The sequence below is a fragment of the Arthrobacter sp. 9V genome (assembly GCF_902506065.1).
GTDB lineage: Bacteria > Actinomycetota > Actinomycetes > Actinomycetales > Micrococcaceae > Arthrobacter.
This window is the reverse complement of record NZ_LR732912.1, coordinates 3,328,256-3,345,256: the sequence shown is the minus strand read 5'-3', so window position 1 is coordinate 3,345,256 and position 17,001 is coordinate 3,328,256. Positions and strand designations below refer to the sequence as shown.

The following is a 17,001-nucleotide window of genomic DNA, read 5'->3' as shown; positions in this document are numbered from 1 at the left end:
AATCTGCTGGCAATGCGACTTGCCGACTCACGTTGCGGAATTTTCTGTGAGTGGGATTACGTTAATCCCATCAGCAGGCAAAACCGCCCGCTGATCGGGGAGGCCAGTATATGGAGCGGACTATCGCACCAGTTACATGGGAGGCCACGCCCGGCCTTCCGGCCGAGCCGCTTCACCATTAGGCCGGGCGAACTGCCCGGGGCTGGAGTCGATGTGGCTATTTCTGAGCAACTGCCCGCAATGGTTTCCGACGGGGAAAGTGCAGCTACCTCTCGCGCCAAGCGGGTCCCACAAAAAGCGCGGACCACACCATCCGCCGCTGGCCGCAGCTACGTGATCGATACATCCGTCCTTCTATCCGATCCCCACGCGCTGTTGCGCTTCGCCGAACACGAAGTGATCGTGCCGATCGTGGTCATCAGCGAACTGGAAGGAAAACGCCACGACCCCGAGCTGGGTTACTTCGCCCGAAAAGCCTTGAGGCTCCTGGACGACCTCAGAATCGAACACGGCGGACTGGACCACTCCATCCCGATCGGGAAGGACGGTGGAATGCTCCGGGTGGAAATGAACCACATCTCCCCGGAAGTGCTGCCCGCAGGGTTCCGTGGAGGCGACAATGACAGCCGCATCCTGGCTGTTGCCAAGAACCTGGCCAATGAAGGCCACAACGTCACCGTCGTCTCCAAAGACCTGCCCATGCGCGTCAAAGCCTCCGCTATGGGACTGCAAGCCGACGAGTACCGCAATGAACTGGTCAAAGACTCCGGCTGGACCGGGATGGCCGAAGTGGATGCAACCGAAGAGGAAATCACCACCCTCTACGGCCACGAACCCGCCTTCATTCCCGCCGCTGCAGAACTGCCCGTCAACACGGGACTGGTTCTTCTCTCCAACCGCGGGTCTGCGTTGGGGCGCGTAGGGGCAGACAAGCAAGTCCGCCTCGTCAAAGGCGACCGGGACGTCTTCGGACTCCACGGACGCTCAGCAGAACAACGGCTGGCCATTGACCTCCTCATGGACCCCGCCGTGGGGATCGTCTCCATCGGTGGGCGCGCCGGCACGGGTAAGTCCGCACTCGCCCTCTGCGCGGGCCTCGAAGCCGTCCTGGAACGCCAGGAACACCGCAAAGTAGTGGTGTTCCGCCCCCTATACGCAGTAGGCGGCCAGGAGCTCGGATACCTCCCCGGCTCGGAATCGGAAAAGATGAACCCTTGGGCGCAGGCAGTGTTCGACACCCTCGGGGCACTGGTCAGTCAGGAAGTCGTGGAAGAAGTCATGGACCGGGGCATGCTCGAAGTCCTGCCCCTGACCCACATCCGTGGACGATCGCTCCACGACGCCTTCGTGATCGTGGACGAGGCACAGTCACTCGAGAAAAATGTCCTCCTCACCGTCATGAGCCGCATTGGACAAAACTCCAAAATAGTCCTCACCCACGACGTCGCGCAGCGCGATAACCTCCGCGTGGGACGGCACGACGGCGTCGCCGCAGTAGTGGAAACGCTCAAAGGCCACCCGCTGTTCGGGCACATCACGCTGACCCGCTCCGAGCGGTCGCCGATTGCTGCCCTGGTGACGGAGCTGCTCGAAGGGGCCGAAATCTAGGTTCGCTGCTGCACGGTGGTTACCACCGCGCGGCAACGGCCTCCCGCCGTCGCTTAGACACACCGCAAAGGACCCCGAAGGTCGCTGGGCGACCTTCGGGGTCCGATGCGTCGCGATGCGCTCCTTCCCGGGAGACCGCCGCCTCGCTGATGCTTCCAGTGCGGTTAGAGCCCGAGGTAGGTTTTCAGCTCTTCGTTGCCTTGGACTTTGAGGGGCCAGTCGGGGCGTTTGAAGGTGGCGGGGGTGAGGCGGACTCCTTGGACTTCCTCTACCTTCTCGCCCCAAGCGTGGCGGAAGATGCCGTTTGTTTCATAACCGAGGCTGGTGGAAACGCCCAGGGACTGTTGATTCCAGATTGCTGCTTCGGACTCGGCCACTTCGGCGCCCAAGTAATCAAAAGCGAAGCTCACGACGGCGGCGCGCATCTCCTTGCCGATGCCGCGGCCCTGCGCGGCTTGCTTCAGCCAAGAGCCCGTGCTGACTGTCTTGAGGGTGCTGAAGTTTTTGGCGCCGATGTCCTGGACTCCAAGGAATTCGTCGTCGTTCCAAACTCCGAGGAGGAGGGTCCAGGACTCCTTGGTGAAGTTGGCCCGGCAACGCCAGTACCACTGGGCCATGTTCGGTGCGAGTTCGTCGTCCGGAAGTTCCGCCCACGGCATGCTGAACGGGCTCTTACCCGGTTGGTGTATGCCCGAACGCGCCGCCGCTACGGCCGAAGCGATGTCTTCGTCAAGAACGGGACGGAGGGTCAGCCTCGGAGTGTTAAGGGTGAGTCCGAACGGGGGCCAAACTTCTGCCAGCGATGTCATCGCCGTAGCTTAGCCCGGCAGGGGGAGCCACGCGAGTCACATCGTAGGGGGCTCCCGGGGGTGTTTAGGCTGCGGGGCCGATATCCCAGGAGATGTGGCGGCGGACGTCCGTGAGATTCATCGACTCCGCTACGAAGAGGTCATCCAACATGTACTCGTCCACTGCAAGGATCTTGAGCCAGTGACCCTTGCCTGATGAATCGCCGTCAAGGCTCTGGCTGGCCACGCAAACCCCCGTGCCGGCGTCTATTCTGATCAGCGTCCGGCCGGGATGGGCCAACGGCTGGGACGGATCTGAGGCGACGTATGTCCGGCTTGGCGTGACGATTGTTTCCAAGGCCAAACGGCCCTCATGGTCCACCTCGCGCGGTGGCTCAAGGAACACAGGGTTGGTATCCGGAAATTCCAAGGGGACCGGAGCCTTGCCTGCAAGTTCCACGGGATCGAGCGCGGCTGCGAGGCGTCCGTTACCAAAGGAAGGCTCCCCGTACGCGGCCTCAGGGCGTCGGCGCACCAGGCCGGCGTCGTCGTATACCGGGGTGACCAAGTGGGCCGGAAGCAGCCATGAACGGCGCGTGGAACTGACGTAAAGATCGTCTCGGGAATCATTGATTCCGGTGGTGCTGTGCAGAAGCCGGCCGTCCGGGGTTTCAAGGCGCAGTGCACCCGGGCGCCGGAGCCATGCCCGGACGATCGCTGCGCCGGATGCGGGCCGTTCAAGATACTCGAAGCGGAGGCTGGTCCACTTCCACGGGGAAGAGCGGCAAAGATTGCGGAATGTGGAGGACAAGTCAAAACCCGGTCCATCTGCGCTGTATCGCCCCATATCCACAGTTTACCCAAGCGTTCAAGCAGGTCAGAAGGCCAAAGCGGGATAGCATCCGAAGGTGATCCCACGACTCTCAGACCTCTGGACCAACAGCCTCCCGGGCTTTTGGCTCGTCTTGGCGGCGTGCCTGTACTTTGTGGTCATGGCCGTGCGGTTGACGGTCATCGATGTCCGTAGCCACCTGCTGCCCAACCGCATCGTGTTCCCGTCGTATGCCGTGGCGGGGGTACTTTTGCTGGCTGCGGCGATCTTGGTTTCCTTCGGGGATTCAGCCACGGAGGACGCGGCAGCAGCTGTGCTCTTTGGCATACCCGGGCTGGGCGTCCTGTCCGGCGGAGCCGTGCTGTGGTTGTTCTACTTTGTGCTGCGCCTCATTTATCCACCCGGCATGGGATTCGGGGACGTAAAGCTGGCAGGCGTGTTGGGTCTCTACCTGGGCTATCTGGGCTGGAGCCACGTCTTTGCCGGAACGTTCGCCGCCTTCCTGTTGGGAGGGCTGTGGAGCGTGGGCATCCTGATTGCCCGGCGTGGAACGCTGCGCTCGGCCATCCCCTTTGGCCCTTTCATGCTGGCCGGAGCGGTCGCCGCGATGCTGCTCTTGCCCGCATGATAGGCACAACCAGTGCCAACTGCAGCCAAATTGCAACGCTCACCGTATTCTCGGCGTTCACCGGGCTGAGTCATGCTTAGCCCAGCGACGCACACCCGATCATCGAAGTGAAGGAAAGCTGACATCATGGGTGCACCCGAATTCGTGCTCAAACTGCGGGAAAAGATCGGCAACGACCCCCTTTGGCTGCCGGCCGTGCGGGGAGTGGTGTTTGATGACGAAGGCAGAGTGCTGTTGGGCCAGCGTGCCGATAACGGTCACTGGACCCTCATCACAGGGATGCTTGAGCCGGGGGAGCACCCGGCACCTGGATTAGTGCGCGAGATTTTTGAGGAAACAGCGGTGGTGGCCGAGACCGAGCGCATCATCGGCGTCGGAGTTGTGGGCCCTGTGACGTTCCCCAATGGCGACGTGTGCGACTTCCTGGACATTACGTTCCGCTGCCGATACATCTCCGGAGAGGCGCGGGTGAACGATGACGAATCACTGGACGTCGGGTGGTTCGCGCTGGACGACCTTCCGGACATGAGTGCCGGAAACCTGGAAGCCATCAGGCTCGCCACGGAGCCCGAAGGCCCCGTGGCGTACCAAGTGGAGGACTAACGCTACTGACGCCCCGCGTCCGCCGTTGGACGGTCCTTTTCACCATCACCGGAAGCTGCGAGGGCCGCTTCCAGGCGAGCAGTTTCAAGGCGCTCGGCCTCAAGCCTGTCGGCTTCCTCGCCGCCCACAGCCTCGCCGCGTGCCACCATGCCGGCGGTATCGGAGAGCGGGATCTGCTTCAGCGTAAGAGCCAGGATCAGGGCTATGGCGATGAGCGGAACCAGGTACCAGAAGACGGGGGCCAGGGAGTTGGCATAGGCGTTCACGATTGCATCGCGCAACTGTTCCGGCATCTGCGCCAGGGCCTGGGGATCCAGGGTGCTGGTGGACTGCGAAGCCTGCTCGGCCGAAGCGCCGGCACCAGTGAAGGCCTCGGTGAGTGATTCGGCCAAGCGGTTGGTGAAGATTGCTCCAAAGACGGCGACACCCAGCGAGGCACCTACTTCGCGGAAGTAGTTGTTGGTACTGGTCGCCGTACCGATCTGGTCTGCGGGAACGGAGTTCTGCACTACCAGCACGATGACCTGCATGATCAGGCCCAGGCCTGCGCCAAAGAGGAAGAGCTGGACGCAGATGACCCAGATAGGGGTTGCCGCCGTGAGAGTGGTCAGCCACAGCATGGCAGCGATGGTGAGCGCTGCACCCAGGATGGGGTACATCTTGTACTTGCCGGTCTTGGAAATACGGATACCGGAGTAGATGGACGTGCCCATCAGGCCAACCATCATGGGCAGCATCAGCAGGCCCGATTCCGCGGCGGACGTCCCGGAAGACATCTGCAGGAACGTGGGTACGAAAGCAATGGCAGCGAACATACCCAGGCCCAGCGTGAAGCCGATCGCCGTGGCGTTGATGAAGATGGGGTTCTTGAACAGGCTCAGCGGAATGATGGGGTCTTCGGCGCGACGCTCAACCATCACGAAGGCAAAAGCGGCCAGGACCATGCCGGCGCCAAACGTCCAGGTAAGGGGTGAGTCCCAGCCCTCGTCCTTCTTGCCGCCGAAGTCGGTGAAGAAGATCAGGCATGTGGTGGCCGCGGAGAGGAAAAGGACACCAAGGATGTCGATCTTCTTCTCTGCCTTCTTGTTAGGCAGCGTCAGGGTGAACCAGGCGGTGATGAATGCGGCGATACCAATGGGGATGTTGATGTAGAAAGCCCATTCCCAGGTGAGGTGGTCTACGAAGAACCCACCCAGCAGAGGCCCGGCCACCGCGGAAAGGCCGAAGATGGCGCCCAAGGGACCCATATACTTGCCGCGCTCCTTGGCCGGAACAATGTCAGCGATGATCGCCTGCGACAGGATCATGAGGCCGCCACCGCCGAGGCCCTGGATGGCCCGGAAAATCACGAAGCCCCAGAAGTCTGTGGCGAACGCGCAACCCACGGATGCGAGCGTGAACAGGGCGATTGCCACAAGGAACAGGTTGCGGCGGCCCAGGATGTCACCGAACTTCCCGTAAATGGGCATCACGATGGTAGTGGCAAGGAGATATGCCGTGGTGATCCACGCTTGGTGTTCCACGCCGCCCAGTTTGCCCACGATGGTGGGCATGGCGGTGGAGACGATGGTCTGATCGAGGCTGGACAGGAGCATGCCTGCGATCAGGGCCGAGAAGATGATCCAGATTCGTTTCTGGGTCAGCAGCAACGGTTCAGCTGCTTTTGAAAGTGTACTCATGCGGGGTCCTTCGAGGTTTCAAGGGGGTTAGGACCCAGCTGTTGGCTCGTGGCCAATGGCTGGGCGAAGAGTTTCCGTGCGGCGTTGAGGTTCTGTTCGAGGATGCCGCGGTACGGGCGCACGTTGTCCTCTGAGAAGAATTGCTGTGCCGTCTTCTTCGAGACGGCCCCGAACAACGCGGTTGCCGTCATCACTTCGGGGTGATCCGGTTCCAGGCCTTCGCGTGCGGCCACCAGCGCGGCAAATTCTCGCTCGCGGGCTTCCCCCTCAAGGGTGAGCCGTGCCAGGAGTTGAGGTTCGGCTGTGATCGCAGCAATGAACTGCTGGACTTCCGTGCGGCTGATGGACGAGCGCTCCATCAGGGTCACGGTGAGCACATGCAGGGCTGCCAGAAGAGTTCCGGAGATGCTGTCCGGGGTGCGCATTGGGTTCAGGTTGAAGGCCGTCAAGGCATCTTCAGGTAACTCATCCGAAAAGGACCCTATGACGGCGTCTTCCTTGGAGTGGAAGTAATTGAAGAAGGTCCGGCGCGAAATCCCCGCCCCTTCGCAGACCTCCTCAACCGTGAAACCGCTTAAGCCACGCGCCGCGGTCATGGAACGCGCGACGGCGGTAATGGCCGTCCGCGTGGCAGCCCGCTTGCGCTCGCGGAGGCCGCCATCAGTATTTGCACTATTGCTCACAAAGTAAAGTTTTGCACTCTTCAAAGCAAAGTGCAAAAAGATGCGGGAGTTCTTGTACAGCTCATGACCTTCAGGAGGGGTCTTCGGGGCATCTGCTGTACAAAAACTCCGGGTACGACGACGGCCGGTACCTTTCGTGGGAAAGGTACCGGCCGTCGTCGTGCTCTTGAGTTTTAGACCTGAAGTCAGGCCTTGTGGGCCGGGGCCGTCATGGTGGTGACGTCCAGGGCCTTGTCCAGCTGTGCCTCGGTGACCTTGCCTTCGCCTTCACCGACGAAGCCGAGCTTCTCGGTGGCCTGGCGGATGGTGAGGCCTTCCTTGACGGCGATCTTTGCGATCTTTGCTGCATTCTCGTACCCGATGTACTTGTTCAGCGGGGTAACGATCGACGGAGAAGCCTCGGCAAGGAAGCGGGCGCGCTCCACGTTGGCGGTGATGCCGTCGATCATCTTGTCGGCCATGACGCGGCTGGTGTTGGCCAGCAATCGGATGGACTCCAGCAGGTTGGCAGCCATGACGGGGATGCCCACGTTGAGCTCGAACGCACCGTTGGTGCCGGACCATGCGATGGCGGTGTCGTTGCCGATGACCTGGGCGCAGACCATGATGGAAGCTTCGCAGATGACCGGGTTGACCTTGCCCGGCATGATGGAGGAGCCCGGCTGGAGGTCCGGAATGGCAATTTCGCCAAGGCCGGTGTTGGGGCCGGAGCCCATCCAGCGGAGGTCGTTGTTGATCTTCATGAAGGAGATCGCGATGTTGCGGAGCTGGCTGGAACCCTCGATCAGGCCGTCCCGGTTGGCCTGGGCTTCGAAGTGGTCGCGGGCCTCGGTCAGCGGCAAGCCGGTATCGGCGGCCAGGAGCTCGATCACGCGCTCCGGGAAGCCGGCCGGGGTGTTGATGCCGGTGCCCACAGCGGTGCCGCCCAGGGGAACTTCGGCAACGCGGGGGAGTGCGGCGTTGATGCGCTCAATGCCATAGCGGACCTGTGCGGCGTAACCGCCGAACTCCTGGCCGAGCATGACCGGCGTGGCATCCATGAGGTGGGTGCGGCCGGACTTGACGACGTCCTTGAACTCCACGGCTTTGCGGTCCAAGGAAGCTGCCAGGTACTCCAGCGCCGGGATGAGGTCGTTGATCAGGGCCGACGTGGCGGCAACGTGCACGGATGTCGGGAAGACGTCGTTGGAGGACTGCGAGGCGTTCACGTGATCGTTCGGGTGGACAACCTTGTCACTCCCGGCGGCCGCGAGGGCGCGCGATGCGAGTTCGGCGATGACCTCGTTGGTGTTCATGTTGGAGGATGTGCCCGAGCCGGTCTGGAAGACGTCAATCGGGAAGTCGCCGTCGTACTTGCCGGTGGCAACCTCATCGGCAGCGGCGGCGATGGCCTCGGCGAGCTCACCATCGAGCACCCCCAGTTCGGCATTCGCCAGTGCAGCTGCCTTCTTCACGCGGGCCAGGGCCTCAATGTGTGTGCGCTCAAGCGTCTTGCCGGAGATCGGGAAGTTCTCCACAGCACGCTGCGTCTGGGCGCGGTACAGGGCGTTCACGGGGACGCGAACTTCGCCCATCGTGTCATGTTCAATACGGAACTCAGTGGTGGAAGTCATGGGGCTAGCTTATGGCGATCGGACGCCTCACAGAAAACCCGGAGGAGAGTGCTACGTGCTCCGGCATCACTGCCGGAGCACGGCCACCTAGAGCTTGCCGATCCCGGAAACGAGGGCTGCACGGCCTTCATCGAGCTTGTAGGACAAGCCGATCACGGCAGCGCGACCGTCGTCGATGGCGTCGGAAATCACACGCGAGCTGTCGGCAAGACGGGCTGCCGTCTGCTTGACGTGCTCCACCACCATGTCATTGACGTCGTCCTGGTTGTTGCGGCGGGCCGTCAGGACCGACGGCGTGATCCGCTCCACGAGGTCGCGGATGAACCCCGGAGGCATCTCGCCGGTTTCCACAGCGGCTTTGGTGGCCTTCACGGCACCACAGCTGTCATGGCCGAGGATGACGATCAAAGGAACCCGGAGTTCGCTGATGCTGTACTCAAGGGAACCCAGCACTGCATCGTCAATAACCTGGCCGGCCGTGCGCACCACGAAGGCGTCACCAAGCCCCAGGTCAAAGATGATCTCTGCAGCGAGCCGTGAATCCGAGCAGCCGAAGATCACGGCGAACGGGTTCTGGTTCTCAATCAGTGAAGAGCGTCGCGAAGCATCCTGGTTGGGGTGCAGGGATTCGCCGGAAACAAAGCGTTCGTTGCCCTCGCGGAGACGGCGCCACGCCAGGGCTGGAGTCAGGTAAGTAGGCACGAGCCTTACTTTACGACGCACGGACCGCAGTCCGTGAAACTGTTGCGCGGATTACCCCTGATGTCCGGCCGCGGTGCCGGCAGTCAGGCGGAGGGCTGCGCGGAAGAAGTCGCGGTGGCCGGAACACTTGCAGGGGGCGCCTGCTCGGCAGACTTCACGACGGCGGCGGCCAAGGTTGCGAACTCCTCCAGCTTTGCGGTGCCGCTGAGAACGATGGTGGTGCCGCGGTACTCCAGGACCATGCTGCGCTTTTCCTTGCCGGAGTCCCTGAGCTCCCATTCCTGCCCGCCCGCACTGCGGGTGCCGGTGACAGGAAGGTTCTCAGTCTGCTGCAAAACCCACGTGGGGTTCGCCTGGTTGGTCTGCGTAAGACCAATGAAGTTCTCCTTGGGAGTCAGGAAACCGATCTCCCACGTAGGCACACCGCTTCCCGAGCCGGACTCCCAGCGCGCGTAATTGGGCTTGAATGTGTCGCCCGTATCCGGGGTGACCGGTGTGAATCCCGCCACACCTGTGGCGTTGCGGGCAATGGTTGCGACGTCCACATCAGGCCGGAAACCCTCGCCCTTGGGCGCCGGGTTCATCAAAACGATGGGGAGGAAAGCCAGGACACAAACCAGCAACGCAATAACCATGCCGATGACCGAAGCGTTGGCCCGCTTGGCAGCTTTCGCCGCAATGACGGGTTTAAAGGGGGCATCCGGGGCGGCCTGGGCATCGTTTTGATTGGTTGCCGCAGCATCAGGGGTGTTCTCTGCTGCGGGCCTGTCCTGCGTTTCACTCACCCCACCATGATCCCTTATCCCGGCAGGGAACACACATCGGACAACCTCACCACAGAGATCGGGGGCCGTGGTCATCCAACGACTCCCGGACCACGTGGCGACTATGATCGTTGATAGAGGAACCCCGGGTTGCCCCGCGCAACCATGTCCGGTCCCGTGAATCGTCACTCGAAGAAGAGGTTCAAGTGTCTCCTGCACCAATGACCCAGCAGTATTCCACGATTTCGCCGTCGCTCGCCGTCGGCATCGACGAACCAGACCGCAACCTTGCGCTTGAACTCGTCCGCGTCACCGAGGCCGCGGCAATTGCCGGTGGCCACTGGGTAGGTTTCGGTGACAAGAACAAGGCAGACGGCGCCGCCGTAGATGCCATGCGTTCATTCCTTCACACAGTCCACTTCAACGGCGTTGTGGTCATCGGTGAAGGCGAAAAAGATGAAGCCCCCATGCTGTTCAACGGTGAGCAGGTTGGCGACGGAACCGGTCCCGAGTGTGACGTCGCCGTCGACCCCATCGACGGAACGCGGCTGACCGCCCTCGGCATCAACAACGCCCTCGCGGTGCTGGCAGTTGCTGAGCGCGGATCCATGTTCGACCCCTCCGCCGTGTTCTACATGGAGAAGCTCGTCACCGGCCCCGAAGCCGCCGACATGGTTGACCTGCGCCTGCCGGTCAAGCAGAACCTGCACCTCATCGCCAAGGCCAAGGGCGTGAAGGTCAACCAGCTCAACGTCATGATCCTGGACCGCGACCGCCACCGCCCCCTCGTGGAAGAAATCCGCGAAGCCGGTGCCCGCACCAAGTTCATCATGGACGGCGACGTAGCCGGCGCCATCGCAGCAGCACGCTCAGGCACCGGCGTCGACGCCCTCATGGGCATCGGCGGCACCCCCGAAGGCATCGTTGCAGCCTGTGCCATCAAGTCGCTGGGCGGTGTCATCCAAGGCCGCCTGTGGCCGACGTCGGACGACGAGAAGCAGAAGGCGATCGACGCCGGACACGACCTCGACCGCGTCCTGTCCACCAACGACCTCGTCACCTCGGACAACTGCTACTTCGCAGCAACCGGCATCACCGACGGCGACCTCCTCCACGGCGTGCGCTACCAGAAGGACCGCGTCATGACGCAGTCCATCGTGATGCGCTCCAAGTCCGGGACCGTCCGCTTCGTGGAAGCTGAGCACCACGCATCCAAGTGGGAGACGTACGCGCGCAAGCCGTAACCCCCCCCCTGCTGTCGCGTCTCTGACGCGAAAAGCGCCCTATCGCTCTGCGGCTATCTCCTCGTACCTCGTCGATTTGATGCCGCTGACGCGACAGGGCGCTTTTCGCTGTCCGGATGCGTTCGCTTGCGGGTTGCGGTTGCGCGCTGTTTGGGTGGTGGGGTGGGTTTAGCGGAGTTTGTCTCGGAGTTTTCTGGCCAGCTGGTAGGCACCGTAGCGGAGTTTGTTGACCGGGAGGTCCCAGGTGCCGGGGTAGGTGACTTCCCGTCCGCCGAATGACTTTTTGAAGGCCGTGAAGCCCGCCCACTTATGGTCCGGCTGGTCTTCGGGCGCTACGCCCCAGAGGTCCACGTGCTTGAGGCCCTTCTCCTTGGCGTCGGCCATCAGGGTCACCAGCAGGGGGATGCCGGCACTGAGCTTGCGATGGGCATCGTCCAAGGCAGCGTGGGCATACACGCGGGTGTCAGCGGAATCATAGGCGAAGGCAGCTGCGATCGGTTCGCCCTCAAGTTCCGCGATGAAGAGCCTGCCGGCGCCATTGGGGAGCAGGGAAGCGGCCACTTGCGTGAGGTACTCATCGCTCTGCGGCTTGAAGCCGTTCCGGGCAGCCGTCAAGTGGAGGAAATGCAGGAGAACCTTGATGTCGGCCGGATCCTGGGAAGCGCGGAACGTCACACCCTTCTTGTGGATGTTCCGGTAAAGGTTCCTGTTGGTGGGTTTCATGCCAGCCAAAACATCCTTGAAGTCGCCCTCAAGATCCACGATCCAGCTGAGCTCAGGCTGCTGGTTGACCGGCGCCGGCCTCAAGCCGCGGGCGCGAAGGAGGGCATCGGCGTCGGACGCTGTAAATCCAGCGGCAGCGGGCTCCATCCGTACGAAGACCGCTTTCTCGTTCCTGGCCAGGGCTACCAAAGCCGCTGTGGCGGCGTCGAAAGCCTCCACCGACGCGGCCACCGGGCCGTACGGAGCGTAAATGACCTTGCCGGCAGGGTTCTTTTCCTCAATGGCAAGGAAGCTCCAACCGGGTCCGGACTGCTCGTGGACGCGGCGCCCCAAGGAACGCTGGACAGCCGCCCACGCGGGAGTTTGCAGGAAAAACTCCATGGATCAGTTTCCCAGGCCAGTGGTCACTGCGAAGGCAACACTGACATCCGTGGCGCCCTGCACAGGGTGGACGTTGACGGGTGCTTCGATGTCCGGGATGAATGCCGCTGCGCCGCGCTCAAGCCGAAGGTCACTCTTGGGCGAGTCGAGCAACACGGCTCCGGAAACCACCACGACGACGGCCGGCCCGGTCTGCGCCAAGGGCACCGGCTCTGTTCCGGGGCCAAGCTCAATGCGCTGGAGCTGGAATTCCTTGAACGGCGGGCAGTACAGCTCCTGTCCGAATTCTGTTCCGCTCGCTTCGACGCGGGGTACGCCCAGAGCTTCGAAGCGGACAGTCTTCAACAATTCCGGCACGTCCACGTATTTGGGGGTGAGCCCCCCGCGGAGAACATTGTCCGAGGACGCCATGACCTCCACACCCAATCCATGGAGGTAGGCGTGGATGTTTCCTGCAGGCAGGTACACCACATCGCCCGGCTCCAGGGACAGGTGGTTCAGGAGGAGGGAGATGAGGACACCGGGATCGCCGGGAAACGCCTCATTGATGTCCAGCATTGCCGCAAGCACCTCACGGTGCGGTTCCAAGGGCGCGCCGGCGGAGAATACAGCCACTACTTCGCTGATCGCATCCGAAACCTGGCTGCCGCCCTCAATCAGGCGGCTGAAGGCTGCTTTCAAGGAAGCAGCCTCGTCGGGGGCCTCAAGGTCCGAAATGACGTTGGTGATAACGGACGGAACAGTGACGGCAGCGGAGTCAAGGACGCGGACCAGGTGCTCAAAGACCGCCTTGGACGCGGCGGGAGGACGGAAGCCACACAGCGCCTTGAACGGAGTCAGGGCAAAAATCATCTCCGGTTTGTGGTTATCGTCGCGGTAATTGCGTTCCGCTGCGTCGGCGGGGATGCCGGCGGCATTCTCGCGGGCGAACCCTTCCCTGGCCTGCTCCAGGCTTGGGTGCACCTGAAGAGATAGGGGCTGGGCAGCCGCCAGGAGTTTGGTCAGGAACGGCAGCCGGGGTCCGAACTCGGCAATACTCTCCGAGCCCAGGCAACGCAGGGGATCCGAGGCGATCAATGCATCCAGTGGCTGGGTAACCCCATTGGGATGGACGGCTGTGGAGGGGGAATCCGGGTGGGCTCCGATCCACATCTCGGCTTCAGGACCACCCGATGCCGGCCGGCCCAGCAACCCGGAGATCGCCGTCGTCGAACCCCACGCATAGGGTCGCAAAACATTCTCAATCTGATACACGAAAGAAAGTCCTTATCGTCGCGTCGAACGTGGAGGCGGAAGGCGGCTTACAGCGGTGCGCACTGTCCGTTGGTGGCCACCAAATCCCGGATGCCCTGCTCATCGCCTTGGGCCTTGAGGCCGTTCAGCAACTCAATGGTGATGGGGGTACCGTCAGGCGTAGTGGTCACCGGTGTAAAGTCCGCGGACGGCGACGGCAACTGGCCCGCAGGTACGGACCCCGCCAGCGGACCGGCCGCAGTGATGGTACCGGCAGCGGCACCGTCATAGGATACGACGGCGTCACTCGCCTTGGGCGTGTTGGACGACGCCAAGACTTCCTGGACCTTGGAATGGATCATGTCGAAGTCGGGCACCGTGGAGAAGGATGCATCAAAGTCCGGGGGGCCGATGGTGAGGCGCTTGACCGGCTGGTTCTTGGACTTCAAAGCCAGGTCCACGAAGCTGCCCAGCTGGTTGGAGGAAATATTGGAGTCAACCACTTTGGTGCCCGCGTTGGCGATGTCCTCGAACTTGGTGAGGAGGGTTGCGGGGTCCAACTGCTTGAGCATGGCCTGCTGAACGCACTGCTGGCGGGCAATGCGGGCGTAGTCATCCACGAACTCGCGGGAACGCCCGTACCACAGCGCCTGGAAGCCGTTCAGGTGCTGATCACCGGCTGCGATCCAACCGTCGGGCATGCCGTGAATACCGTTTGCTTCGTCGGTGACCGGACCACTGATGGGTACCCAGCCGCCCGCCTTGATGCGGATTCCGCCCATGGCGTCAATGAGTTTTGCGAAGCCGTCCATGTCCACCAACACATATGCCTGGACGGTGATGCCCAACGTGCCGGACACGGCTTCGAGCGTGGCCTGGGCGCCGGGATCGGCAACACCGGGATAGAGATCCTGGTAGTTGTTGGTGACCTCGGTGTTGACGGCATTGATGAGGCATTCATCGCCGCAGTTGTAGCCATCCGGATAGATCTTGCGCATGGGCGAGCCCTCGCTGAACTGCGCATTCTGCAGGTTCCGGGGGACGGAGATAATGGCGCTCTCACCCGTTTTGGCGTCGACGCTGATGACGGAGAGGCTGTCCGGACGGCGGCCGGTCCTGTCATCTCCGGCGTCGCCGCCCATCATGAGGAAGTTGTACCGCCCGTCCACGGGATCAATGGCGGGGCCGGCATCAAAAATACTGCCGATCGCATTCCGGCTGACGTTCAGAACGTAGGCAAGGTATCCCAGGGATCCGCTGGCGATGACGGTGCTCACGGCCAGGACCACAGCGATGATGGGCCGCATTCCCGGCGCCAGCAGCGCGGGCCTGATGATCCGCAGGGTATTGAGGAACAGGAAAGCCCAGCCCAAGGCCAACGCCACCAGGATCACAATGATGAACAACGAGCCCACGGGATGGGTGGCAAGGCTAAGCAGCACGCTTCGATTCACCAAGGCTATGAACAGCGTGAGGAGGGCCAGAGCCCACACAGTGATGGTCACGCGCAAGGCAATCCGGCCAAGCCTCCGTTCTCCGGCAACAATTTGGGCACTGCCGGGGACAAAGAGAGTGAGGAGGACCAGCACAAAGGCGCGTTTGGTCCGCACCGGGGCACTGGCTCCGGAGGGGTAGCGGACGGGATCAGTCAGGGCGGAACCGGGCTGAGCGGGGGTCTTGTGCATGGTCATCAACCGCTGCCTTCCTAGCGGGAGCTCCGGGCGGAAGCGTTGGCGGGGGAGAAGACCTCTTCTACTTTGCGGCGCAGGTTTTCGCCCTTCTTGGAGGCGACGTCATTGAGCTCCTGGGCAAAGGTAAGGAGGTCTGCGCGGAGCTTGGCCGCGAGTTCGTCCGTTCCGGAGGCCAGCATGCGCACCGCGAGGAGTCCTGCGTTGCGGGCGCCCGCAATGGACACCGTGGCCACGGGAACGCCGGCAGGCATCTGCACTATGGACAGCAGGGAATCCATGCCGTCCAGGGTTTTGAGGGGAACCGGGACACCGATCACTGGAAGGGGCGTCACTGAAGCCAACATGCCGGGGAGGTGGGCTGCCCCGCCGGCGCCCGCGATGATGACGCGCAGGCCGCGCTCGTGGGCCGTCTGTCCGTAACGGATCATTTCGGTGGGCATGCGGTGGGCCGAGACCACGTCCGCCTCGAAGGGAATGCCGAATTCGGCCAGGGCGTCCGCGGCGGCTTCCATGACGGTCCAGTCCGAATCCGAACCCATCACGAGCCCAACAATCGGGGCTGTTCTTTCCGAAGTCATGCAGTCTCCTCAAGAGTGGTCTGTTCCGGTTTGCGGCCGTCACGGATGATGTTGGCTACCGCAGTAGCGCGCTGGCGGACGGAGTCGACGTCGGAAACCGAGCTGCCAACCAGGTTTACGTGGCCGATCTTGCGGCCAGGGCGGACGGACTTGCCGTAGGAGTGCACCTTTGCAGCGGGTTCGTAGGCCAACGCCATGGGGAAGGCTTTGAAGAGGTCCTGGTTCTCGCCGCCCAGGAAGTTCTTCATGACCACCACAGGTGCCAGGGCGTCGGTAGCGCCCAACGGAAGGTCAAGCACAGCCCGCAGGTGTTGCTCAAACTGGCTGGTGATGGACCCGTCCTGCGTCCAGTGACCAGTGTTGTGCGGGCGCATGGCGAGCTCATTGATAAGGAAGCCCACACCAACTCCCGGGGTTTCGAAGAGTTCTGCAGCCATGACCCCGGTGACGCCGAGCTCGTTGGCAATGCGGAGAGCCGCCTCTTCAGCAGCAGCAGCCACTTCAACGGAAATGTTCTGGGCGGGTGCGATTACTTCATCGCAAACCCCATCCACCTGGATGGTGTGCACCACAGGCCAGGCACGGGATTCGCCGCTGGGACTGCGGGCAACAAGGGCTGAGAGTTCGCGACTGAAATCAACCTTGGCTTCGGCAAGCAGCGGGCTCATGGCCTGGAACCAGTCGGCTGTCTCCCGGGCCTCATCCGCTGAGTCAATAATCCTCACGCCCTTGCCGTCATAGCCGCCGCGGGGCGTCTTGAGAACAACGGGCCAGCCGATCTGCTCGCCGAAGGACACCAGGTCTTCAACGGTATTCACCGCTGACCACTCCGGGTTGGGCAGACCAAGACGGTCAATGGCAGCACGCATCACCAGCTTGTCCTGGGCGTTCACCAACGCATCAGGGCCGGGCTGGACGTTGACACCGGCGTCCAGCAGGGCCTGCAGGTGCTGCGTGGGGACGTGTTCGTGATCGAAGGTCATGACGTCCAGGCCCTTGGAGAACTCAAGAAGAGCGTCCAGGTCCTTGTAGTCGCCAATGGGCGCCGTGGCTACTGCAGCCACGGCAGAAACGTCCTCACCCTCGGCCAAAACACGGAGTTCGAAGCCCAGGGCGGTAGCGGGCGGAGCCATCATTCGTGCGAGTTGGCCGCCGCCAACAACGCCAATTACTGGAAAAGTCACAAGGTTCAGCCTACCGAACCGCGGCGGGATCACTGATTCTGCCGCCCCCGGGCAAGGTTTTTTGCAG

16 protein-coding genes are annotated in these 17,001 nt (G+C 62.4%); 4 read left to right on the top strand and 12 right to left on the bottom strand.

Annotated elements, in window-relative coordinates; genetic code table 11:
• Positions 1-12: 12 nt before the first annotated feature.
• Entirely contained in the window at positions 13-1,608 is a 1,596-nt protein-coding gene (locus tag BACI9J_RS15290) for a PhoH family protein (RefSeq protein ID WP_442858643.1), read from the top strand.
• Between the two features lie 164 nt (positions 1,609-1,772).
• On the opposite strand, the gene BACI9J_RS15285 is transcribed toward BACI9J_RS15290, so the two are convergent.
• Positions 1,773-2,417 carry a GNAT family N-acetyltransferase gene (locus BACI9J_RS15285; protein ID WP_159735130.1) on the bottom strand — a complete coding sequence of 215 codons (645 nt, stop codon included), beginning with the start codon at positions 2,415-2,417 and terminating at the stop codon, positions 1,773-1,775.
• Between the two features lie 64 nt (positions 2,418-2,481).
• Complete coding sequence (locus tag BACI9J_RS15280) at positions 2,482-3,243, bottom strand: hypothetical protein (protein ID WP_159735129.1); 762 nt, start codon at positions 3,241-3,243, stop codon at positions 2,482-2,484.
• Positions 3,244-3,304: 61 nt separating this feature from the next.
• Here BACI9J_RS15280 and BACI9J_RS15275 point away from each other — a divergent pair, with 61 nt between their 5' ends.
• Both BACI9J_RS15275 and BACI9J_RS15270 read left to right on the top strand, forming a co-directional pair.
• Entirely contained in the window at positions 3,305-3,856 is a 552-nt protein-coding gene (locus tag BACI9J_RS15275) for a prepilin peptidase (protein WP_159735128.1), read from the top strand.
• A 126-nt stretch (positions 3,857-3,982) separates the two neighbouring features.
• The gene (locus BACI9J_RS15270) at positions 3,983-4,459 is read left to right on the top strand and encodes an NUDIX hydrolase (RefSeq protein ID WP_159735127.1); all 477 of its coding nucleotides are present in this window, start codon (positions 3,983-3,985) and stop codon (positions 4,457-4,459) included.
• Between the two features lie 2 nt (positions 4,460-4,461).
• On the opposite strand, the gene BACI9J_RS15265 is transcribed toward BACI9J_RS15270, so the two are convergent.
• The 5 genes from BACI9J_RS15265 to BACI9J_RS15245 all read right to left on the bottom strand — a co-directional run bounded on the left by BACI9J_RS15265 (position 4,462) and on the right by BACI9J_RS15245 (position 9,921).
• Complete coding sequence (locus BACI9J_RS15265) at positions 4,462-6,138, bottom strand: MDR family MFS transporter (protein WP_159735126.1); 1,677 nt, start codon at positions 6,136-6,138, stop codon at positions 4,462-4,464.
• The gene (locus BACI9J_RS15260; protein ID WP_159735125.1) at positions 6,135-6,821 is read right to left on the bottom strand and encodes a TetR/AcrR family transcriptional regulator; all 687 of its coding nucleotides are present in this window, start codon (positions 6,819-6,821) and stop codon (positions 6,135-6,137) included. Before BACI9J_RS15260 ends, BACI9J_RS15265 begins: the two co-directional genes overlap by 4 nt.
• A gap of 185 nt (positions 6,822-7,006) precedes the next feature.
• On the bottom strand, positions 7,007-8,434 hold the full coding sequence (locus BACI9J_RS15255) for a class II fumarate hydratase (protein ID WP_141283037.1): 1,428 nt from the start codon (positions 8,432-8,434) through the stop codon (positions 7,007-7,009).
• Positions 8,435-8,521: 87 nt separating this feature from the next.
• Positions 8,522-9,136, bottom strand: a complete 615-nt coding sequence (locus BACI9J_RS15250) for a carbonic anhydrase (protein ID WP_159735124.1) — start codon at positions 9,134-9,136, stop codon at positions 8,522-8,524.
• 83 nt (positions 9,137-9,219) lie between these two features.
• On the bottom strand, positions 9,220-9,921 hold the full coding sequence (locus BACI9J_RS15245; protein ID WP_236558708.1) for a DUF4245 domain-containing protein: 702 nt from the start codon (positions 9,919-9,921) through the stop codon (positions 9,220-9,222).
• Between the two features lie 200 nt (positions 9,922-10,121).
• Here BACI9J_RS15245 and glpX point away from each other — a divergent pair, with 200 nt between their 5' ends.
• On the top strand, positions 10,122-11,144 hold the full coding sequence (gene glpX / locus BACI9J_RS15240; protein WP_201296589.1) for a class II fructose-bisphosphatase: 1,023 nt from the start codon (positions 10,122-10,124) through the stop codon (positions 11,142-11,144).
• Positions 11,145-11,312: 168 nt separating this feature from the next.
• On the opposite strand, the gene BACI9J_RS15235 is transcribed toward glpX, so the two are convergent.
• Genes BACI9J_RS15235 through BACI9J_RS15215 form a run of 5 tightly spaced genes read right to left on the bottom strand, consistent with a single transcriptional unit; the run spans position 11,313 to position 16,934 of the window.
• A complete protein-coding gene (locus BACI9J_RS15235; RefSeq protein ID WP_159735121.1) occupies positions 11,313-12,248 on the bottom strand; it encodes a lipid II:glycine glycyltransferase FemX in 936 nt (311 codons plus the stop codon).
• Between the two features lie 3 nt (positions 12,249-12,251).
• Complete coding sequence (gene manA, locus BACI9J_RS15230; RefSeq protein WP_159735120.1) at positions 12,252-13,502, bottom strand: mannose-6-phosphate isomerase, class I; 1,251 nt, start codon at positions 13,500-13,502, stop codon at positions 12,252-12,254.
• Positions 13,503-13,549: 47 nt separating this feature from the next.
• Positions 13,550-15,172, bottom strand: coding sequence for an LCP family glycopolymer transferase (locus BACI9J_RS15225; protein WP_159735119.1), 1,623 nt, complete (start codon positions 15,170-15,172; stop codon positions 13,550-13,552).
• A 14-nt stretch (positions 15,173-15,186) separates the two neighbouring features.
• On the bottom strand, positions 15,187-15,750 hold the full coding sequence (gene purE / locus BACI9J_RS15220; RefSeq protein ID WP_159735118.1) for a 5-(carboxyamino)imidazole ribonucleotide mutase: 564 nt from the start codon (positions 15,748-15,750) through the stop codon (positions 15,187-15,189).
• The gene (locus tag BACI9J_RS15215) at positions 15,747-16,934 is read right to left on the bottom strand and encodes a 5-(carboxyamino)imidazole ribonucleotide synthase (RefSeq protein ID WP_159735117.1); all 1,188 of its coding nucleotides are present in this window, start codon (positions 16,932-16,934) and stop codon (positions 15,747-15,749) included. Before BACI9J_RS15215 ends, purE begins: the two co-directional genes overlap by 4 nt.
• Between the last annotated feature and the right edge of the window lie 67 nt (positions 16,935-17,001).